The organism is Bacillus sp. MYb78, assembly GCF_002975115.1.
Lineage (GTDB): Bacteria > Bacillota > Bacilli > Bacillales > Bacillaceae_G > Bacillus_A > Bacillus_A cereus.
On record NZ_PCOB01000002.1, the window covers coordinates 117,243 to 138,436 of the forward strand.

Below are 21,194 nucleotides of genomic sequence, written 5' to 3' on the forward strand. Positions count from 1 at the left end.
ATATACAGAATTGGGGAACAATTGCTGTATAAAGGTATGTGAGTAAGTTGATTTTAAGGGGAATTCTTAAAATCATTATACAGCAAAAACACTGTATAACCATATATTAATTTTTATGGGTTTTTATTACAAGTCTGTTTAGTTATGTTTATTTTTGCTATAATGAATATGGAAATAAATGATATTTCACCTTATGTATCATTCATTCAACTAAAATTTACAAGTGTGTAATAAACTCCCTTCGTTTTTTGAAGGGAGTTTTTCTGTTCAAGCAAGTAACTCTGATGTGGTATGCTGAAGGACTTCTTCATACTGGTTAAGTAAGCCGCGAAAGATCTCATCCCAGCTTTTTGATTTCGCAAAAGATGAAGCTGCTATTCCCATTTGCTCAAGTTTTTCTTCATTTTGCAATAAAGAATAAATGGATGATAGAAATGCATCCACATTTTTAGGGGGACAAAGAATTCCCGTTTTTCCATCTGTAATAATATTTTTAACCCCGCCACTATTTGCACCAATAACAGGTGTACCGCATGCGAGTGATTCAAGTACGACATTTCCGAATGTTTCAGTAGCTGATGGAAATACCATTATGTTAGAACAAGCATATGCTTCAGCTAAATCCCCGCCTTGTAAATAGCCAGTAAAAGTGACATTTGTTTGCGGAACAGCTTCACGCAAATTTGTTGCTAGAGGGCCGTCTCCTGCGATGAGCCAATGAATGTCGTTTCGAGTATGCGATGTTTTAACGATAAGGTTTTGCAACGTATCAATATCTTTTTCAGGAGCAATTCGTCCTACATAGGAAAGAACATACTTCGCTGTAATATTATATTTTTTTCGGAATAGGTCTGTATTGTAAGCTGGATGAAAGAGTGTGCAATCTACACCACGTCCCCAAATGGAGAGGGCCTGAAAGCCTTTATTTTTTAATTGATGTAATGTTTCAGGGGAGGGAACGAAATTTTTTTGCATATGACTATGAAACCATTTTAAATAGTTCCAAAGCATATTGGAGAGAAATTCAATTTTGTAATAGCGTAAATACGCATCGAAATCAGTATGATAAGAACCGACAACTGGGATGTTTAATTTTTTTGCGTAATACAGTCCACAAAGTCCCATGTTGAAAGGTGTGGCAATGTGAATAATGTCAGGTTTAAAGGAATGAAGTTCCCGTTTAATACGCGGAGTAGGAAAAGAAAAGCGACATTCTGGATATAATATTGTTAACGGGATACTTCTCATCTTGTTCACATTAGCCACGAAATTATCTTCAGCTGTATGTTGAGGGGCGAAAACAGAATAGGCGATCTGTTCTTTCTGAAAGTAACTTGTTAATCGTTCTAACGTTTTCGCAACCCCGTTAACTTGTGGCGTAAAAGTATCGGTAAAAATGGCGACTCTCATCATATCACTCCTTTATGTGAAAAGTGGGATGAATTGATAAAAAGAGATGATGCCAGAGCAAGTGCCAAGGCACATGCCGACGAATACATCTGACGGATAGTGAAGCCCTAAATAAATACGAGAAATACCGACGCATAATGCTAACGGTAATAGGAAAGCAAGTAAGCTTGGATTATAGCAAATAAATGGAATGAAGACAGAGAAAACGGCTGTTGTATGACCAGACGGGAAAGAGTGGTCTTTTAATGGATGGACTGGATATTTCGCATCCTGAATTGTTAAATACGGACGTTTTCGTGGATACCACCTTTTTAATATTTGTACAGGAATATGGCTAATTGCTAAAGAAATAGCAGCAGCGATTGCCGCTTGGTGTAAAGTCCCTTTTGCAAAAATTAAAAAGAAAAGTGTAAGTGCAATGGAGAAAGTAGCACCACCGATATGGGTAATATTGCTGAAAAAGATATTTAATGTTTTTTGATCAAAGTAGCGATTAATTCCTTTAAAAATGTAACATTCTATTTTATATAATCCACTGACCTTCATGAAAATTCTCCTCCCTCGTTTACATATATATGGAGATATTAGCTTTTATTTTAATAAGATTTTGTTGAGGGAGTAATAATGTTTTGTAAAGAAAAAGTTAGTTTTTATATAAAAAAAGCTGCCAGTATTATGGCAGCAGTAAAATCATTTTTGTAGTGATTTATAATATTGACCTTTTTCAACATACTGCGTACGAATACGCTCCATATCTTTACGGTCTTCTTCTGTTAATTCACGAATGACTTTCGCGGGGCGACCGAAAGCTAACGTGTTTGGTGGAATTTTCTTTCCTTGTGAAACGAGGCTTCCAGCGCCGATAAAAGCTCCTTCGCCGATTTCAGCACCATCTAATATAATGGATCCCATTCCAATTAAAGCATCTTTTTTAATATGACAGCTATGTAAAATAACTTGATGCCCAACTGTAACATCATCTTCTAAAATAAGAGGATACTGAGGGCTTTGGTGGAGGGTGCATTGGTCTTGTACATTTACTCGGTCTCCAATGATTGTTGGTGACACATCACCACGGATGACCGTATTAAACCAAATACTTGATTCCTCTCCAACGGAAACATCGCCTGTAATCGTAACATAGTCAGCGATAAAAGCACTACTCGCAATTTTCGGATTTTTTTCTTTGTAAGGATATATCATGTAAAGTCTTCCTTTCCTAGAGACTAGTTTTAGTGTATCAAATTATGAGAAAGAGTGAAATGGAGGAGGTCCGTATGTGGAATTATGAAGCAGAGGAAGCGAAAGCTGTCATTGTTATTGTGCACGGCGCAATGGAATATCACGGACGTTACGAAGCCGTTGCGGAAATGTGGAATCATATCGGCTACCACGTCGTGATGGGGGACCTTCCGTCACATGGAACGACTTCAAGAAATAGAGGACATATTGATTCATTTGATGAATACATAGAGGAAGTTAAATTATGGGTGAAAGAAGCAAGAAAGTATAGGTTACCTATTTTTTTATTCGGTCATAGTATGGGTGGTCTTATTGTCATTCGTATGATGCAAGAAACGAAGAGAGAAGATGTAGAGGGTATTATTTTGAGTTCGCCTTGTTTAGGGGTAGTGACTGGACCCTCTGCTCCGCTTCAATTTGCTTCAAAAATATTAAATGTTGTGGCTCCAAAATTGCAATTTGCAACGAATCTTACGGTGGAAATGTCAACACGTAACCATGAAGTGAGAGATGCAATGGAGAATGATTCTTTGTTCTTGCGCAAAGTATCAGTACGTTGGTATAGTGAATTGATTAAGTCTATCGAAATTGCTCATAAAAAAATAGATGATTTTCCAGATGTTCCGCTCTTGCTAATGCAAGCTTGTGAGGATAAACTTGTAGATAAAACACGTGTCCGCACTTGGTTTGATAATGTTAAAATAAGTGATAAGGCTTTTAAAGAATGGCCGAATTGTTATCACGAGTTATTAAATGAGTATGAGCGTGATGAAATTTTGAGTTATATTCAGTCATTTACTGAAATGCATGTCAATAATATAGTAAAAACAAACAAATAAATCATTATTTGTACATTTAATAGAGGAGATGAAGGAAGAAGTGAACGTACCGAGTAATCCCATAACGCTCATGGCGAAAGTATACCGTGATGTGTTTCCGGTTGTACACCATGAGCTAGCGATGTGGAAAGAGCGTGCCTACCATATTCCGAATGATGAGCTTCATAGTCAGGCAATCGCAAGTATTGAGCATAAAACGTTTCATTGTGAGGGTGGTGGCATTTTATCACTGCTAGCAAATGAACACCGAGAGGAATGTATTCGTTTTATCGTAGCGTATCAAACAATCAGTGACTATCTAGATAATTTATGTGATCGCAGTACATCACTTGATCCGAATGATTTTGCCGCGCTACATGAATCAATGTTAATGGCACTATCACCTGAAGTGGAAGGTGGCGGTAATTATTATCGTTACCGTGATGATCAAGATGATGGTGGTTATTTAGATGAACTTGTTGAAACGTGCCAAGATGTTTTAAAGAAAACGAAGCACTATGACAAAATTGCTCCTGTTCTTCATGAACTTGCTTGTTATTATTGTGATTTACAAATTCATAAACACGTGAAGTTAGAAGAAAGAGAACCGCGCCTGAAAAATTGGTTTGAAGCACATAAAGAAAACTTACCTGAGATGAGCTGGTTTGAATTTTCAGCATGTGCCGGTTCTACACTTGGAATTTTCTGCCTTGTAGCATATGCATTTCATGATGAATTACATGATGAAGATATTGCGAAAATTAGACAAGGATACTTTCCTTACGTACAAGGACTTCACATTTTACTTGATTATTTCATCGATCAAGAAGAAGACCGCATAGGCGGGGATTTGAATTTCTGTAGTTATTATGAAAACGAGCAAGCTATATTAGATCGTATGAAACACTTTGTAGAAGAAGCAGAGAAGAGCATTGGTGATTTGCCTCATGCGAAGTTTCATCGTCTCATAAGCCGAGGGTTACTTGGTATTTATTTATCAGATCAAAAAGTATCAGCACAAAAGAATATGCACAAAATGGCACGGCGCATTGTAAAGTACGGAGGCCTCACTTCACGATTCTTCTATTGGAACGGGAAGATGTACCGAAAAAAAACAGCGCAGTGATGAAGAAAACCACTCATGTAGAGTGGTTTTTTGTTATAATATGGTAAAGTTGGTGGTGGAAATGAAGCGATTGTTTCAAAAGCTATATGACAATATTGAAGTAACATTACTTGTGCTACTTTCCATTTCATTTGTAACTGGAATGTATATGATGATGAATAGGCCAAGTGGTCCTACTGTGATGGATTACGTGCCACAAGTAATAATTGGCGCAATTATTATAGTAGATATTGTCTTTTTAATAAGTGGTAGAAAAAAAGAAAATAGTAAATAAAAAAGCATTTGTACACGATGGTACAAATGCTTTTTATTTATGATCGTATTTTTAAAAATACATATATAAGAAGTTCAATTGCAAAAATAACTAAAACAGATAGTCCGAATAAAGGCATGACAGCGCCTAATATAACCATCATGATAAAGAAAACGAATATACTTTTCTTATCTCTTTGCTTTGGAGGTGCTGCTAATTTTCCTTTTGGCTTTCTTGCTAACCACATTTTTACTCCGTAATAAATAAGAAGTAATAGAGATAATGTCGTTAGTAAGCATAATATTTTATTTGGCCATCCGAATAAATGTCCTTCATGAAGCGGGATACCGTAAGTGAACCATTGTGCAAGTAATCCATAATCACGGTAGTCCGTTTTTGAAATGAGTTCCCCGCTATATTGATCAAAGTAAGCTGTTATCTCTTCACTTGGTGCAACGTGCATCCCTGTAATACCAGAACCGCTCGATTTCGAAACAGTGAATACACCTTTCGGATCAGCTGGTAGTGAAATAACATATGGCTTCTTTATTTCAATTCCTTTTTGTAATTCATCGACAGAAATTGCTTTCGGTTCATTTGAATTCGATTCAGGAGGAGCTTCTTTTCTTGTTGCCCACGGCAGTTCTTTTACCTTTGATTCAGGCGGAGCCATGTACAATTTTGGATATCCGAGTGATTCATTTGACGATGCGATTTTATAAATTTGGTTCCCCATAAATCCTGACCATGGCAATCCAGATGCGATTAGCAGAAAGAGAGGAATTGTAAATATAATACCGATAATAGAATGACGTCTTTTTGCTTTTTCTCGCTTATTGGATGATGGTGTGTTTTTAAATTGGCGTATACTCATGTACAATCCGGTTACAATTAAAAAGATTGTCCAGCATGCTGCAAGTTCTACAGTATAGTTGACGACAGTGCCACCAACTAAAAGAGAACTATGTAATTCCCTCATTATATTGGCAAACGTTTCACTTGCATTTTGATCCCCAACAATTTGATTATTACTATCTAAATACACATATTTTTGTTGCCCAGTATACTCATTTGCAATGGTAAGTCTCGTATTATAATCCCCATTAAACTCACTAATTTTCGCCACGCTATAATGTGGATATTTTTTCTCTGTTAAGGAAATAGAATCAGACATCGAAATAGATTCTGTTTGAGCACTCTTCCCAAAATATAAATCTTTATAGATGAAATCTTCAACTTCCTCCCGAAATAAATACCCAATTCCACTCAGTGACAACGTAATAAGAAGCGGCGTAATAAAAAGCCCAGCATAAAAATGCCAACGCCAAAAAATGTAATGAAGCGAACGATTTTGTTTCATACTTTCAGTTCCCCTAACCTTCCCTATATGAATAACTACTTATTTAATATAGCGAGATTAAGTGTGATTACTTTGAAAGAATTGTGAAGAAAGTTAAAAGTTTTTAGGGGTTTCAACAAACATAAAACACATTTCAAAAGGAAGGTGTTCAATGTTTATAAATGTTTCTTCTTATTTGATAAATACATTTCAACAACCGCCTCAGCAAGACATTGAGCGGAATCAACAAAATCCTCATTTGCCACTACATTCAAATCGGTACATGCGATAATAGCGGTATCAACTTCATCTTTCAATTGTAAAACGAGCGCATTCCACAATTCGCGAGCTTCTTCAACCTCCCCAGATTTAATATAAGTAATGATTTGATTAATCATTTCCTGCCATTTTTCATGATGAATATACTCTATATTACGTTTTGCAATCCCGTTTTGGTAAATCCCAGCTTGAACAGTTGCTTCTGTTGCGAGAAGAGCGACTTTTTTTGTATTTTCAGGAATTGCTTGTAACGTTTCATCGACTATATTTAAAATCGGGATAGAAAGCGAACGCTGTAATTCTTCAAAATAAAGATGCGCTGTATTGCACGGCATAGCGATAAAGTCTACGCCAGTACTTTCAAGTTTTTGTGCCCCTTCAATAATCGCTTTTTTCATCGTCTCGTGATCAATAGGACGATCCATGTAAAACGGTGTTGGGCACGAATAAATCATCATATGAGGAAAGTCCATATCATGTTTTGCTCCGTATATTGTTTGGCACCTTGCTACAACTGTATCGACGAATGGACCAGTTGATTTTGGCCCCATTCCTGCTAGTATTCCGATCATTGGTTTGTCTCCTTTAATATGTAATTAAAAACGTTTTTTGCGAACGATAAAAAGAAATAAGATAAATAATAAAAATGAATATACGATAGCCCAAGCTGTGAGCCATAGCGTGTGAGTCAGTGTATTATATTTGTATTGTCCAAGTATTAGAAAACTTTTGACAGGTGGTAAAAACCATAGTAACTCTTTTTTTAACTGGATAGATGCAATCGTTATAAGCAATATAAATGTAAGGCTAAGCCAAGCTGTGCTTGCTTTTGGAATAATATTTCTAGTAAATAAAGTTGCGATTGAAATTCCTAGTATAGAGAAAGACATGTGAGCGAGAAATCCGATTAAAAATAAAGAAACTGTCATTTCTTCATTAAACATTTGCAAAATAATTGGGTAGATTACGGATATAAAAGATAAAACAGTACAAATGAGAAGAGCCGTAATATATTTACCCAAATATAGTGCGGAAATATTATTTGTGTGAGAAATAGTAATTTGTTCTTGTACAGGGTCTTCAGTATGAAAAATTGTGACCGTAATCCAGGCAGATAATAAATAAAGCGCGAGAGCTGTTTCTAAGTATGTCGGTACAATAGGAGTCGGTTTATATGTATATACAAAAAGTAAGCTCACAAAGTACATCGCAATAGGAGGGACGTACTTATACGATTTTGTATAGTCGAGAAAATGGTAACGAATAAGCGCGAACATAATAAACCTTCTTTCGATTTAAAAGTTAGGTTGTAGCAGTGTGATAGATGCTTTTTTATGTAATAAAAACTGAAGCATTTCGTTTGTATATTCTTTTTCGATTTGTAATTGAATAAGGTTTTGATTTGCATTGTGTGCAACGTGTATAAAACCGGATTGCTTTTTTAGTTCTATCGCTGAAAATGTTTCGTGAACGATTGCTTCAATATAGACTTGTTCTGCTCCTTTTTGTACAAAAATATCTTCTGTGATTGTATGATTTGCTAACGTCACAATTCTATCGGCGAAGTTTTCTAATAGTTGTTTTTCATGACATGTGAAGAGTATGGATATGCCGTGTTGTTTTAATGAGAGTAAAATATGTTCTAATTCTTGCTGAAAGTGAGGATCGAGTCCAGAAAGCGGTTCGTCTAAAACTAATAAATGGACGTCTGTAAGTAATGCTTGCATAATACCAGTTTTTTGTTTCATACCTTTTGAAAAGTTTCGTACAACAGAATGTCTTGCATGCTGTAAATGAAAAGATTCAAGAAGCATCGGGATTTTATCTTTTAAATATTTTGTTGATAAACCGTGAATGTGGCCGAGATGATATAAATAATCCTCTAATGTAAAACGAATCCCTTCAGGAAAATATTCAGGTACATAGCCAATTTGTATATGTTCTTTTCTTTGAAGTGCTCCTGCCGTAGGTGAAACAAATCCTGCAATTATTTTGAGTAGAGTACTTTTTCCAGTCCCGTTTCCGCCAACAATGGCGAGTGCTTCTCCTTCTGAAATGGATAAATCAATGTTGTCTAGTATAAGTGATTTGTCGTACTTCTTTTGAATTCCCCGTAGTTCTACTAGCAAAGTTCTATCCTTCTTTCTTTAAATAGTGTATATATCCATTATATAGGAGAATAAAAAAAGACGTGCAGTGAATGCACGTCTTTTTTTGTTATGTTTTGTCGAACAATCGATATATCCGAGAAATCGTTGATATATTGTAAGTTATGATAGATATATCGAAAAAATCGTTGATATATCCCGAGTTACGATAGATATAATTGAAAAATCGTTGATATATTATCGCTTCTCAATCGCCACAATAAATGGCGGGTTATTTTGTTGATTAATGAAGCCGTATCGCAGTACGTGTGCTTGTTTTTGGTCTAGTTCTTCGGCAAATGTAAGTACAGCGTCGCGTTCTACTTGTCCTTCTGGGTGTCCGTGGTAAATAACAAGGACGATGATACCTTCAGGTGCCATTACTTCTAATAATTGTTCGATCGCTGAGATTGTTGAGTTCGGTTTTGTAACGATATGCTTGTCTCCGCCTGGAAGGTAACCTAAGTTGAAAATTGCGCCTGTTACTTTTCCTTTTGCATCTTCTGGTAATACGGATAGAAGTGTATCGTGACTATCGTGAACTAAAACAGTACGTTCGAAAAGTTCTTTTTCTTTTAGACGAGTTGTTGAGCTTTCAATTGCCTCTTTTTGAATATCAAATCCAAATACTTTTCCGTTATCTCCAACGATTTCAGCTAGGAAGCAAGTGTCATGCCCATTGCCGAGTGTTGCATCTACAGCGTAATCGCCTTCTTTTACTGCTGTTTGCAAGAGAGTGCGAGCAAACGGTAATACACGTTCTAATTTCATTTTTGTTTCTCCTCATTTGCATATTTTCCTTGCCAGCTTCCGCGGCGTACAAATTCTGCATCGATGGAATTTAATACTTCCCATTTATTTAAGCTCCACATTGGGCCAATCATTAAATCAGGTGGACCGTCACCTGTGATACGGTGCACAATTACGTCTTCTGGAATAATTTCAAGTTGGTCAACAACGAGACTTACGTAATCCTCAAGAGAAAGGAACTCGAGTTGTCCTTTTTCATATTGCTTCACCATTGGCGTTCCTTTTAATAAGTGAAGTAAGTGGATTTTAATTCCTTGTACGTCAAGCTTCGCTACTTCACGAGCTGTTTCCATCATCATGTCGTAATCTTCAAGTGGAAGGCCGTTAATAATATGAGAACAAACTCGAATGCCGTGCTTACGTAATTTATTTACACCTTCCACATAAGACGGATAATCGTGAGCGCGATTAATAAGATTTGCAGTACGTTCATGAACAGTCTGTAGTCCGAGTTCAACCCAAAGGTAAGTGCGTTTATTTAAGTCCGCTAAATATTCAACAACATCGTCCGGTAAACAATCTGGACGAGTCGCAATAGAAAGACCGACAACGTCTTTTTCTGCTAGAAGCGGTTCGAATTTTTCTTTTAACACTTCAAGTGGTGCATGTGTATTTGTGTACGCCTGGAAATAAGCGATACATTTTCCGTCTTTCCACTTTGAGCGCATTTTTTCTTTCATTTCATGATATTGCGTTATAACATCATCGCGGCGATCGCCAGCGAAGTCACCAGATCCAGCAGCACTGCAAAATGTACAACCGCCATAAGCAACTGTACCGTCACGGTTCGGGCAATCGAAGCCAGCATCTAATGAAACTTTAAAGATTTTTTCACCAAATTCATTTCGTAAATGATAATTCCATGTATGATAACGTTTATTGTCGTTTGTATATGGAAAAGGGTTTTGAACCTTCATTACTTTCCCTCCTAAGCCGAGTCAAAATAACACAAAATCCATTATAACATACTCATAAGGTTCATAAGGAAGGGACACACTAAAGGGGAATTGAAGCAAGGAGGGACAATTATGGCAGAGCGTCAATCACTTGAATCGTATATTACACAAGCGGAACAAGCGGTGGAATATGCGAAAGAACAATTAGACCAAGGTATGAGACAAGAGCATTATAATACGATGGAGTATTCGGATGCGCAGTTGCAATTAGAACAAGCATATAACGATTTACAAACGATGCAACAACATGCGAATGATGAGCAACGTGAGCAATTAAATAGAGCACGTATGGCAATTCGCCAATTGCAACATCAAATGATTATTACACCGCACTAATAAGGAGTGAATGTAATGGCGAAACGTTCAGATCAAAATAACCCAGAACAAAAAACACAAAATGGACATAACGCTGAGTTTTCGAATGAACTTGATCCGATTGTTCAAGTAAAACAGCGTAATAGTAAAAAAGGACAACCTCAAAAATCGAAACAATCAGAGTAGACCAGGTCGCAATATGACCTGGTTTTATTTTGCTATATGACAATAATGTAAGATTCCTGTAAGGTTTGCCGATAGTTGTAATTGTCCTTTTCCAGTAGAGTAAGGGAGGATTAAATTTTGGACAAGGAGAAAGAAACAGTAAACAAAAACATAGACAAAAGTAGGCAAAGTAGTTATTCAAATCCAGGTCAGAAAGATGATTTAGAAAATCAGGTTGAGTTTCGCAAATACACGAGGGATAATTGTAGATGAAGTTATCAAAGATATTGGTAGCGGATTAAACTACAAAAGAAAACAGTGGAATAAACTGATTGACAGTTGTATGGAAAGAAACATTTCGACGATCATCATTGCACACAAAGATAGATTTGTACGTTTTGGATATGATTGGTTTGAAAAGTTTCTTCATAAAATGGAAGTGGAAATTATGATTGTTAACAATGAAAAACTATCTCCTCAAGAAGAACTTGTTCAGGATTTAATATCTATCATTCATGTATTTAGCTGTAGAATATATGGGTTGAGAAAATACAAAAAGAAAATGTCGGAGGATGGAGACTTATGAAAAGAGCATATTTAATAGAAATCAAACCGACAACTGAACAAATTAGTAAAATCCGACAAACTATTGGGGTGTGTCGATATGTATATAACCTGTATATCTCTAAAAATAAAGAGGCATATGAGTCGGAGGGGAAATTTCTTAGTGGCTATGACTTTTCCAAATGGCTAAACAACATTCATACAAAAGAGTGTGACCAGTGGATTAAAGAAGTGTCGAGCAAAGCGGTAAAACAAGCGATTATGAATGGAGATAAAGCTTTTAAGCGATTTTTTAAAGGTTTATCTAAGTTTCCGCAATATAAAAAAAAGAAGAAGCAAGATGTGAAGTGCTACTTCCCTAAAAACAACAAAACAGATTGGACAGTAGAAAGACATAGGGTCAAAGTTCCTACAATTGGTTGGGTAAGGTTAAAAGAATATGGATATATCCCTAAAAATGCAACTGTAAAAAGTGGCACAGTATATCAAAGAGCAGGAAGATATTTTGTATCTGTACTTTGCGAATTGGAAGAAATGGCAACAAAGTTAGCACTCAATAAAATAGGTCTAGGGATTGATTTAGGAGTGAAGGATTTTGCTACACGTAGCGATGGTATCGTTCATGAAAACATCAACAAAACAATAAAGGTAAAAAAGATAGAAAAACGGTTAAAACGTGAACAACGCTCTTTAGCACGTAAATTTGAAAATCTAAAAAAGAGAGGTGAAAAATCTGTTACTAATAAAAGAGTGAATATAGATAAAAATGTTCTTAGAGTGCAAAAGTTGCATGCTCGATTAGCGAATATTCGAATAGAGTATGTAAAGTCTATTGTAACGAATGTGGTGAAAACCAAGCCAACGTTTATTACAGTGGAAGATTTGAATGTGAAAGGTATGATGAAGAATAAACATTTATCTAAAACAATTGCCAAGCAGTCTTTTTTTGCTTTTAAAACGTGGCTTTTGACGAAATGTGAGGAATATGGAATTGAATTACGTCAAGTAGACCGGTTTTATCCATCGTCAAAGTTATGCTCATGTTGCAGTCAAAAGAAAGCGGATTTAAAGCTATCTGACCGAGTATATACATGTGAATGTGGCAATGTAATGGATAGAGATTTGAACGCAGCGATCAACCTTTTACAAGCAAAAGAATATATAATACTAACGTAAATAGATTGTATATATGTACGGTGGGCTACATCGGAATTTACGCCTGTGGAGTGTCACAGCAAACTGTAGTAGCAAGTGATTAGCGAGGCAGGGCACGTAGAAGCAGGAATACTCTAAGAATATACATTTGTTTATATTTTTAGTAGCAGTTGCTTTATGGGGAACAATATTACAAACAAGCGAATTGATGAATTAGATTACATTCGTGGCTTTGCATTACTGGGGATTATTTTAGTAAATATTCTTGCACTACTTCATATTAAAATCCCAGATCCTAATACAGTGGATGCGAGCTATCAAAGGTTTCTATACTTATTTGTAGAAGGTCGTTTCTTCTCAATCTTCTCATTCTTATTTGGAGTGGGATTCTATATCTTCATTACAAGAGCAATTGCGAAAGGGAAAAATGGCTATGTTTTATTTTTACGTCGCTTAGTAGCATTATTTATTTTTGGTTTAATTCATCAAATGTTTCAGCCTGGAGAAGCACTAGCGTTATACGCAATTTGTGGGTTAATCGTTTTACCGTTTTATAAAGCGAAAAAAGAAGTGAACCTAGTACTAGGACTTATTTTGACAATTGCCTTCAGTGTAATGGGAGTTAAAGAACTATTACCACTTGGCTTAATTTTATTAGGGCTTGCTGCAGGACAATATCGTGTATTTGAAAACCTTGCGCAAAATATAAAGAAAGTCGCTGTTTTTACAGGTATTATGTTTGTTTTAAGTGTCATAGCTGTATGGTATCAATATGGGCACGTTCCTGCTGAACCATTTATAAATATGATACTTGAGAATGAGGATGGAACAATGAATGCTGCAAGCCAATTTTTAAAAATTGGTGTTACAGTTGGACCGATTATTTCAGCTTTCTATGTTGGAGCATTAATTTTATTACTTCAATTAAAATCAGTTCAAACATTGTTAGCACCACTGAAGTATTATGGCCGAATGGCTTTAACGAATTATATTGGACAAACTGCAATGATTTTAATCGCAGGAAGTGTATTTAACTTTGCAGAAAACTTAACTTACATGCAGACGTTATATGTGTGTATTGCAATTTATGTAATTCAAATTGTATGTAGCGTAATTTGGATGAAAATCTTTAAAATGGGTCCATTAGAATGGATTTGGCGTGTTATTACGTACTGGACGGTAACACCTTTAAAGAAATAAAGAGAGAAGTAGGCTGTTCCTTTTGTGGAACAGCCTATTTTTATTTTCAGCTTTTGTAGTTGTGCCGATATATTTTGAAAATCGCTGATATAATTTCATTTGCCGACTCAATATGTCACTAATATTAAAAGTAGTAAAAGCCAAACTTACAAGCACACCTTTTTTATATTACAAAAGTGTAAGGTAAATGTAATGTTAACAAATAGCAGTTCACCTCCAAAAGGCGCAAAATAGGTAATGGAAAAACAAGCGTAGGAGGATATATATGACGAAACCAGTTGTAGACGTGAAAAACGTTCAAAAAGTGTACGGTAAAAAAGGTGAGAACCAATCACACGCGTTAAAAGGTGTGTCATTCTCAATTCAAGAGGGTGAGTTTGTTGGAATTATGGGACCATCTGGTTCTGGTAAAACGACATTATTAAATGTAATTTCAACGCTTGATAAAGCAACGGGCGGCGTTGTTGAAATTGCGGGTACGGATATTACGAAAATGAAGCAAGGTGAGCTTTCTGATTTCCGTTCACAAAAATTAGGATTCATCTTCCAAGACTTTAACTTATTAGAGAACTTATCTATTTATGAAAACATCGCACTTCCATTATCTCTTCAAGGTGTCGCGTCACGTAATATTGGACCGAAAGTAGAAAAAGTAGCGGATATGTTAGGGATTACAGAAATTCTTCAAAAGTATCCATCTGAAGTATCTGGTGGACAGAAACAACGTTCAGCAGCAGCACGTGCGTTAGTACATGAGCCTGCAATTATTTTAGGGGACGAGCCAACAGGAGCGCTTGATTCTAAAAATGCAACGAGTTTACTTGATGCGATGACAAACTTAAATAAAGATCAAGGCGTATCTATTATGATGGTTACACATGATCCGTATAGTGCAAGTTACTGTCAGCGCATTTTATTCATTCAAGATGGTGAGCTATATAAAGAAATTCACCGCGGCGGTACACGTGAAGAGTTTTATAAAGAAATTTTAGATGTGCTTGCGGACTTAGGTACACAAAAAGCGTAAGAAAGGAGGTTCTAGAGCATGTTATTCAAACTTTCCATGTCAGGGCTGAAAAGTAAGCTGAAAGATTATATCGTATTACTTGTCGGTCTTGTCATGTCTATCTCAATTTTTTATATGTTTCAAACGTTAGCGCTGAATAAAACGTTTATCGAATCTAACTCAGTTATTCAATCAATTGGATTTGTATTCCAAGCAGGTTCATTTTTACTCGCTATTATAACGTTCTTCTATATTTTATATGCGAACTCTTTCTTACTATCTCTTCGTCAAAAAGAGTTTGGTATGTATATGATGTTAGGAGCAAAAAAGCATAAAGTTACATTACTTATGTTTATTGAAACAATCGTATTAGGCGCTGCGTCTCTTGCGATTGGTATTATAGTTGGTGTAGGACTTGCAGAGGGTATCGGACAATTATTAATGAAACAATTAGAATTTGCTGGTGAAGGCTATAAATCGTTTTACCTTCCATCTATGACAGTTACTTGCATTTTCTTCTTTGCACTATTTGTATTATCAGCAATTATGAATAGTATTAAATTATCTCGTATTTCTGTATTGCAACTTGTACATGCAGATGCACAAACAGAACGTGTTGCAGTAAAAGGAAAAATGACAGGTTTAGTTGCATTCCTAGCGGTTATTTTATTAGGAATTGGCTATGCATCAATGATTTATATGGAAAAATTAAGAGAGATGGGAATCCTTATTGCATTAATTACAACAACAGCTGGTACTTACATGCTATTTGGATCACTTCTTCCAGTCATTATTAAAAAGTTAAAAAGTAATAAAAAGCGTAGTGAAAAAGGACTTAATGCTTTTACATTTGCACAATTAAATTTCCGTATTAATAGCTTAACGAAAGTACTTGCAACAGTAGCGATGTTAGTTGCTCTTGGAGCTGGTGCGATTTCAGGTGGTATGGCGTTTAAAAATAACGTTATCAAAACGGTTGATGGATTTGAAATTTATGATTCGATTGTTCATAATCCTACGGCTGAAGAGAAGAAAATTTTAGATGGTATATCATTCAAAAATAAATCTGAGTACCGTTATAAAGTAGACGACAAATATATTTATTATATAAAAGAAGATTTAGAGAAACATAAGCCATTTATTCGAGATGGTGTGGGTAAAGAAAGTTTCGGTAAATATAAAGAAGTTTCAGGAGAAGCTCCAGTAGGTACAGTAGCAGGAGTGAGATCAGAGCAAGATCAAAATGAAAAAGCAATGCCTGAAGAATGGGATGAGGTATTTAGAACAATCCAACCATATTATATATACCAAGATCGTGCTATTAAAATTGTGGATCAAAAAATGTACGATACTGTAAATGGTAAAGAGGGAATCGTATTTACTGGAAAAACAGACGATTTCGTAGCATACACAAAAGAATGGAAAAAAATTGACGAGTTGCAGCTAGTTAAATATAAAAATGTAAAAGCTGAGCAAATGAATAGTAAATATCAAGTGTATGACATGTTCTACGGTATTGCGAGTGGAACAGTATTTATGGGCTTCTTCCTTGGAATTGCTTTCTTAGCAATGATGGCAAGTTGTCTTATGTTTAAAATTCTTTCTGGTGCATCAAAAGATATTACGCGTTATCAAATGCTCCGTAAAATCGGTGTACGCCGTGAATTATTAACGAAATCAATTTATAAAGAGTTATTCTTAGTATTCTTATTCCCAGCAATTGTGGGTATCGCTCACGTATTAGTTGGTATGAATATTTTCGGATTTATTTTAGTCGATCCGTACTTCCGTATTTGGATACCAATCGTAATTTTCGTAGTTATTTACACGATTTATTACCTTATTACAGTTCAATTGTATAAAGGAATTGTTCTTCCGAAAGAAGATTAATAATAAAAACCGAGCAAAAACGCTCGGTTTTTATTATTTTCAGAAAAAACACTTTAATGTTACTGAAATATATAATATAATGTAAATAAGTAACGTAATATAAAAGTAGAAGTAGCTGTATAAGGAAAGGAGGAATCCAATCTGTAGAAAGAAGCTGAACTTTTATCCCCACATTTTTTTACCGCAACGTATTTATACAATCGTAAGTTTCCACATTGAAAGTTTTCAGAACCACCTGAGTATATTGTGAAAATAATGGATAACACATGGAAATCTCATAGCATGATAAGGTAAAATGGACAACATAATGAGAAAATTACCGTTCATAAGATGAGGAGAATACATGTATGGAAGTTGTAGAGGCATTAAAAGATATAAGCCAAATTGAGGCTATGAAAAAATATTTAAAAGAGCACTCCCAGCGAGATTATCTTTTATTTGTTATTGGAATTAACACAGGATTAAAAATTACAGAACTACTTAGTATGAAATTTGAAGAGGTATTAAATGAAGACGGGACTGTTAAAGAGTTTTATACTCTTCCTGTGAAAGATGAAAAATTTAAACAAGATATTTATTTAAATACAAAAGTAAAAGAAGCGCTTTTAGATTACGTACAATCTATTGGCGTTAAAAGAGAAAATTACGTATTTCAATCTAATAAAACGCCAAATTCAATTACGCGCCAACAAGCGTATCGTGTAATTCATAATGCTGCAGAAGCAGTTGGAGTTGTTGGTAAGATCGGAACAAATTCAATGCGAAAAACGTTTGGATTTCATGCGTACAAAAGAGGGATAGCGATTGCGTTATTGCAAAAACATTTCCATCACGCGACTCCATCAGAGACGCTAAAGTATTTAGGCATCTCAAAGGATGAGACCTTTAAAACGGAGATTGATGTCGATTTATAAAAGCCGTAACTAAAAAAATTAGGAGGCGGAAAATATGAATATTAGAGAGAGTGAACTGCCGGGTATTGGATGTAAGTTTGAAGTGATTACAAAAGGTAATGAAAAGATGGTTATCGTTATTCATGATGATGGCCGAAGAGAAATGTACCATTTTGATGCTGATCATGAGGAGAGTATTTCAAGCGTCTCTCTTCGTGATTCCGAAGCGAGACAAATTGCAGCTATATTGGGCGGAATGGTATATAGGCCACAAGCTTTAGATACGATTGAAATGGCCTTTGAAGGATTATCAATTGAGTGGTTTAAGGTGGAAAATAATGCACCAGTCGTACAAAAAACAATTGGTAGTTTACATGTCCGAAACACATATAATGTAACGATCATTGCCATTTTGAAAAAGAATATGAAGAAGTTCTTTAATCCAGGCCCAGATTCTATCATTGAAGCTGGCGATATGCTCGTATTATCAGGCGAAAGACATGAAGTAAAAAGAATTATTAATGAGTTGCTTTCAGTAGGAGGGGATTCATAATCGATGGATACTTTAATCTTTGAAGTTGGGACTGCGTTAGTATTAGTCGCTTTTGCAGCTATTCTCGCTGCAAAGTTAAAGTTCTCGATTATTCCGTTTCTCATTATACTCGGTATGCTAGTGGGGCCACATGCGCCAGATTTAGGGCTTATCGATTTAAGATTTATTGAAAGCGGAGAAGTTATTTCCTTCCTCGGCCGTGTTGGCGTTATATTCCTCTTATTCTATTTAGGCTTAGAATTCTCAATTAAAAAATTAATTAAATCAGGAAAATCAATTGCTTTTGGGGGAACTGTTCATATATCGCTTAATTTTATATTAGGTTTACTTTACGGATATATAATGGGTTTCCCCTTATTAGAAACATTAATTATTGCTGGGATCATAACAATTTCATCGAGTGCAATTGTTGCGAAAGTAATTGTTGATTTAAGAAGATCTGGTAATAAAGAGACGGAGCTAATTTTAGGAATCATTATGTTTGATGATATCTTTTTAGCAGTATATTTATCAGTCGTTTCAGGATTAGTACTCGGAGGGGCAACGTCATTTGTAGGTGCTCTTACATCTATTTTAATCGCAGTAGGGTATATGCTACTATTCTTTGTAGTTGCTAGAAAAGCTACACGATTCTTAAATAAAATGTTAGATATTTCGTCCAATGAAATTTTCATTATCGTAATATTCGCTATTTTATTCTTTGTAGCAGGATTTTCAGAAACGATTCATGTCGCGGAGGCAATTGGAGCATTATTATTGGGGCTCGTCTTTTCTGAAACAGAGCATAGTGATCGAATTGAACAGCTCGTTGTTCCATTTCGTGATTTCTTTGGAGCTATATTCTTTTTCAGCTTCGGTTTAAGTATAGACCCATTTTCGCTTGGGGGAGCAGTGTGGTTGGCATTAGGAGCAGTTTTCATTACTCTTATCGGTAATTTTACTGCTGGAATGGTAGCGGGGCGTAAAGCTGGGTTATCGCATAAGGCTTCTACGAATATCGGTTTAACACTTGTATCACGCGGAGAATTTTCCATTATCGTCGCGAATATTGGAATTGCGGGCGGCTTAATGGCAACGATTAAACCATTCTCAGCTTTGTATGTTTTAATATTAGCATCGTTAGGACCTTTGTTAACGAAAGAATCTGGGAGAATATATTCCTTATTAGATAAAATATTTAAATGGAGCGCTAAAGAAAGTGCGAAGCGAGAAAAAGAAGTTGGATAGTATAAATAAGGGTAGACTGCATGAAAATTTCATGCAGTCTACCCTTTTATATATTGTTACTGTTGTCGCTTTTTGTCGGTAAGTTGATATATTTTAATAATCGCTGATATATTTCAAGTTGTGGTCGATATAATTGAAAAATCGCTGATCTATTTTGAGTTGCGGTCGATATATTTCCAAAATCGCTGATATATTTTCAAGCAGGGATAAATATAATTTCATTTACCGTCAAACCATTATCTGAATTTCATCAACTATTAATCAGTTGCCTTCCTATTTAAAAACGACTACAATTTTACTGTTATATATATGAACGAAAAAAATAGAATAGGAGGGGAAACTATGCCAAGGAAAGTATGGCTATTAGTAGCTGGGATGATTATTAATGTCACGGGTGCTTCTTTTTTATGGCCTTTTAATACAATTTATTTGCATGATCACCTAGGCAAATCTTTATCTGTGGCCGGAATGGTATTAATGATCAACTCGCTTACTGGTGTAATCGGAAACTTGCTCGGCGGTGTTTTATTTGATAAATGGGGCGGTTATAAATCAATTTTAGTAGGGATTGTCATTACACTTGTATCGATTTTAGGTCTTGTGTTCTTCCACGGTTGGCCGTTATATGTTGTGTGGCTAGCGTTAATCGGCTTCGGTTCTGGGATGGTCTTCCCATCGATGTACGCGATGGTTGGTACGGTTTGGCCAGAGGGCGGAAGACGAGCGTTTAATGCGATGTATGTTGGACAAAACGTTGGTATTGCGATTGGAACAGCGTGCGGTGGTTTAGTTGCTTCATATCGTTTTGATTATATTTTCTTAGCGAACTTTATTTTATACTTTGTTTTCTTCTTAATTGCTTTTATCGGATTCCGTGGTATGGAAGACAAGAAAGAGCCAGGAGTGCAAAAAGAAGTCGAAACGAAAAAAGGGTGGTCACTTACACCTGGATTTAAAGCACTTCTTATCGTGTGTGTAGCATATGCTTTATGCTGGGTTACATACGTACAGTGGCAAGGAGCGATTGCAACACATATGCAAGAATTGAATATTAGCCTTCGTCACTATAGTTTATTATGGACGATAAACGGAGCGATGATTGTTTGTGCGCAGCCACTTGTTAGTATGCTAATTCGTTGGATGAAGCGTTCTTTAAAACAGCAAATTATGATTGGAATCTTCATTTTTGCGGCGTCATTCATTGTGTTAAGTCAAGCGCAGCAATTTACGATGTTCCTCGTTGCGATGGTAACATTAACAATTGGTGAGCTATTTGTATGGCCTGCGGTTCCAACGATTGCAAATATACTTGCACCAAAAGATAAATTAGGGTTTTATCAAGGGGTCGTAAATAGTGCGGCGACTGTAGGGAAAATGTTCGGGCCGGTCGTTGGCGGAGCAATTGTGGATTTATACAATATGGAAGTATTGTTTATAGCAATCATGGTAATGCTTGTAGTAGCGCTTATAGCAACGAGTATTTATGATAAACGAGTAAAAGTAGAAGAAACAGTTGAAGAAAAAATTGCAGTTTAGTTTGACGGAACATGTTCACATGTTTTAGAATATATTTAAATAAAACAACCTTTAGAACAAGGGAGATAGCTCGGCTGTCTTAAGATGAATTCGTTAGTTATTAAGAGTAACGATTAACCGAGAAGTCCTCGCTTTAAGTAAGCTCTTAAGAGATACTAGGTGAAGGATAGTTCACTTAACTTATATGTGTAATAACAGTGAGAAGGAGTAGTAGTAATAGAAGCTGGTTTAGAGAGTTGACGGTCGGTGCAAGTCAATCCACGTTTCGTTATGAACTCGCCTTTGAGTTGCAGTTGTGAAACTAATAGTA

22 protein-coding genes, 1 pseudogene and 1 other annotated feature (1 of these 24 only partly in view) are annotated in these 21,194 nt (G+C 35.8%); of the genes and pseudogenes, 14 read left to right on the forward strand and 9 right to left on the reverse strand.

What is annotated here, in order from left to right; translation table 11 throughout:
• Nucleotides 1-267 precede the first annotated feature (267 nt).
• The 3 genes from CQ064_RS04475 to CQ064_RS04485 all read right to left on the reverse strand — a co-directional run bounded on the left by CQ064_RS04475 (nucleotide 268) and on the right by CQ064_RS04485 (nucleotide 2,613).
• A complete protein-coding gene (locus CQ064_RS04475; RefSeq protein ID WP_001261649.1) occupies nucleotides 268-1,410 on the reverse strand; it encodes a glycosyltransferase family 4 protein in 1,143 nt (380 codons plus the stop codon).
• A gap of 12 nt (nucleotides 1,411-1,422) precedes the next feature.
• Nucleotides 1,423-1,956 carry a phosphatase PAP2 family protein gene (locus tag CQ064_RS04480; RefSeq protein WP_000868578.1) on the reverse strand — a complete coding sequence of 178 codons (534 nt, stop codon included), beginning with the start codon at nucleotides 1,954-1,956 and terminating at the stop codon, nucleotides 1,423-1,425.
• A 144-nt stretch (nucleotides 1,957-2,100) separates the two neighbouring features.
• Entirely contained in the window at nucleotides 2,101-2,613 is a 513-nt protein-coding gene (locus CQ064_RS04485; protein WP_000640208.1) for a gamma carbonic anhydrase, read from the reverse strand.
• A gap of 74 nt (nucleotides 2,614-2,687) precedes the next feature.
• Here CQ064_RS04485 and CQ064_RS04490 point away from each other — a divergent pair, with 74 nt between their 5' ends.
• The 3 genes from CQ064_RS04490 (at nucleotide 2,688) to CQ064_RS04500 (ending at nucleotide 4,870) form a co-directional block, all read left to right on the forward strand.
• Entirely contained in the window at nucleotides 2,688-3,491 is an 804-nt protein-coding gene (locus CQ064_RS04490; RefSeq protein WP_000267421.1) for an alpha/beta hydrolase, read from the forward strand.
• Nucleotides 3,492-3,531: 40 nt separating this feature from the next.
• On the forward strand, nucleotides 3,532-4,596 hold the full coding sequence (locus CQ064_RS04495) for a tetraprenyl-beta-curcumene synthase family protein (RefSeq protein WP_001102474.1): 1,065 nt from the start codon (nucleotides 3,532-3,534) through the stop codon (nucleotides 4,594-4,596).
• Nucleotides 4,597-4,657: 61 nt separating this feature from the next.
• Nucleotides 4,658-4,870, forward strand: a complete 213-nt coding sequence (locus tag CQ064_RS04500) for a hypothetical protein (protein ID WP_000825356.1) — start codon at nucleotides 4,658-4,660, stop codon at nucleotides 4,868-4,870.
• Nucleotides 4,871-4,907: 37 nt separating this feature from the next.
• On the opposite strand, the gene CQ064_RS04505 is transcribed toward CQ064_RS04500, so the two are convergent.
• From CQ064_RS04505 to mnmL, 6 genes are all read right to left on the reverse strand, one after another.
• Nucleotides 4,908-6,209, reverse strand: coding sequence for a PepSY-associated TM helix domain-containing protein (locus CQ064_RS04505; protein WP_000812669.1), 1,302 nt, complete (start codon nucleotides 6,207-6,209; stop codon nucleotides 4,908-4,910).
• A gap of 155 nt (nucleotides 6,210-6,364) precedes the next feature.
• Complete coding sequence (locus tag CQ064_RS04515) at nucleotides 6,365-7,039, reverse strand: aspartate/glutamate racemase family protein (protein ID WP_000579344.1); 675 nt, start codon at nucleotides 7,037-7,039, stop codon at nucleotides 6,365-6,367.
• 24 nt (nucleotides 7,040-7,063) lie between these two features.
• On the reverse strand, nucleotides 7,064-7,744 hold the full coding sequence (locus tag CQ064_RS04520; RefSeq protein ID WP_000457770.1) for a hypothetical protein: 681 nt from the start codon (nucleotides 7,742-7,744) through the stop codon (nucleotides 7,064-7,066).
• 18 nt (nucleotides 7,745-7,762) lie between these two features.
• A complete protein-coding gene (locus CQ064_RS04525; protein ID WP_000959717.1) occupies nucleotides 7,763-8,596 on the reverse strand; it encodes an ABC transporter ATP-binding protein in 834 nt (277 codons plus the stop codon).
• A 216-nt stretch (nucleotides 8,597-8,812) separates the two neighbouring features.
• Nucleotides 8,813-9,385, reverse strand: coding sequence for a tRNA 5-(aminomethyl)-2-thiouridylate-methyltransferase MnmM (gene mnmM / locus CQ064_RS04530; protein ID WP_000764492.1), 573 nt, complete (start codon nucleotides 9,383-9,385; stop codon nucleotides 8,813-8,815).
• A complete protein-coding gene (mnmL, locus tag CQ064_RS04535) occupies nucleotides 9,382-10,341 on the reverse strand; it encodes a tRNA modification radical SAM protein MnmL/YtqA (protein WP_000868033.1) in 960 nt (319 codons plus the stop codon). The genes mnmM and mnmL overlap by 4 nt, the downstream gene beginning before the upstream one ends.
• A gap of 111 nt (nucleotides 10,342-10,452) precedes the next feature.
• Here mnmL and CQ064_RS04540 point away from each other — a divergent pair, with 111 nt between their 5' ends.
• The 11 genes and pseudogenes from CQ064_RS04540 (at nucleotide 10,453) to CQ064_RS04600 (ending at nucleotide 20,884) form a co-directional block, all read left to right on the forward strand.
• Complete coding sequence (locus tag CQ064_RS04540; protein WP_000840869.1) at nucleotides 10,453-10,716, forward strand: YtzC family protein; 264 nt, start codon at nucleotides 10,453-10,455, stop codon at nucleotides 10,714-10,716.
• 15 nt (nucleotides 10,717-10,731) lie between these two features.
• Nucleotides 10,732-10,881: a hypothetical protein gene (locus CQ064_RS04545; protein WP_001129340.1), complete on the forward strand. Its 150-nt coding sequence runs from the start codon at nucleotides 10,732-10,734 to the stop codon at nucleotides 10,879-10,881.
• Between the two features lie 114 nt (nucleotides 10,882-10,995).
• A pseudogene (locus tag CQ064_RS04550) lies at nucleotides 10,996-11,446 on the forward strand (IS607 family transposase); the annotation flags it as partial.
• Nucleotides 11,443-12,600 carry an RNA-guided endonuclease InsQ/TnpB family protein gene (locus CQ064_RS04555; RefSeq protein ID WP_000817275.1) on the forward strand — a complete coding sequence of 386 codons (1,158 nt, stop codon included), beginning with the start codon at nucleotides 11,443-11,445 and terminating at the stop codon, nucleotides 12,598-12,600. The pseudogene CQ064_RS04550 and the gene CQ064_RS04555, both read left to right, overlap by 4 nt.
• Before the next feature lie 156 nt (nucleotides 12,601-12,756).
• Complete coding sequence (locus CQ064_RS04565) at nucleotides 12,757-13,779, forward strand: DUF418 domain-containing protein (RefSeq protein ID WP_000527699.1); 1,023 nt, start codon at nucleotides 12,757-12,759, stop codon at nucleotides 13,777-13,779.
• A 265-nt stretch (nucleotides 13,780-14,044) separates the two neighbouring features.
• Nucleotides 14,045-14,806 carry an ABC transporter ATP-binding protein gene (locus tag CQ064_RS04570; protein WP_000165837.1) on the forward strand — a complete coding sequence of 254 codons (762 nt, stop codon included), beginning with the start codon at nucleotides 14,045-14,047 and terminating at the stop codon, nucleotides 14,804-14,806.
• A gap of 18 nt (nucleotides 14,807-14,824) precedes the next feature.
• Entirely contained in the window at nucleotides 14,825-16,675 is a 1,851-nt protein-coding gene (locus tag CQ064_RS04575) for an FtsX-like permease family protein (protein WP_000897806.1), read from the forward strand.
• A 347-nt stretch (nucleotides 16,676-17,022) separates the two neighbouring features.
• Nucleotides 17,023-17,589: a tyrosine-type recombinase/integrase gene (locus tag CQ064_RS04585; RefSeq protein ID WP_000454224.1), complete on the forward strand. Its 567-nt coding sequence runs from the start codon at nucleotides 17,023-17,025 to the stop codon at nucleotides 17,587-17,589.
• Between the two features lie 34 nt (nucleotides 17,590-17,623).
• On the forward strand, nucleotides 17,624-18,121 hold the full coding sequence (locus CQ064_RS04590) for a cation:proton antiporter regulatory subunit (RefSeq protein WP_001026053.1): 498 nt from the start codon (nucleotides 17,624-17,626) through the stop codon (nucleotides 18,119-18,121).
• Nucleotides 18,122-18,124: 3 nt separating this feature from the next.
• Nucleotides 18,125-19,348: a cation:proton antiporter gene (locus tag CQ064_RS04595; protein ID WP_000380176.1), complete on the forward strand. Its 1,224-nt coding sequence runs from the start codon at nucleotides 18,125-18,127 to the stop codon at nucleotides 19,346-19,348.
• A gap of 342 nt (nucleotides 19,349-19,690) precedes the next feature.
• Nucleotides 19,691-20,884: an MDR family MFS transporter gene (locus tag CQ064_RS04600; protein WP_001137538.1), complete on the forward strand. Its 1,194-nt coding sequence runs from the start codon at nucleotides 19,691-19,693 to the stop codon at nucleotides 20,882-20,884.
• Nucleotides 20,885-21,072: 188 nt separating this feature from the next.
• Nucleotides 21,073-21,194, forward strand: a binding site (T-box leader) (it continues 98 nt past the right edge of the window).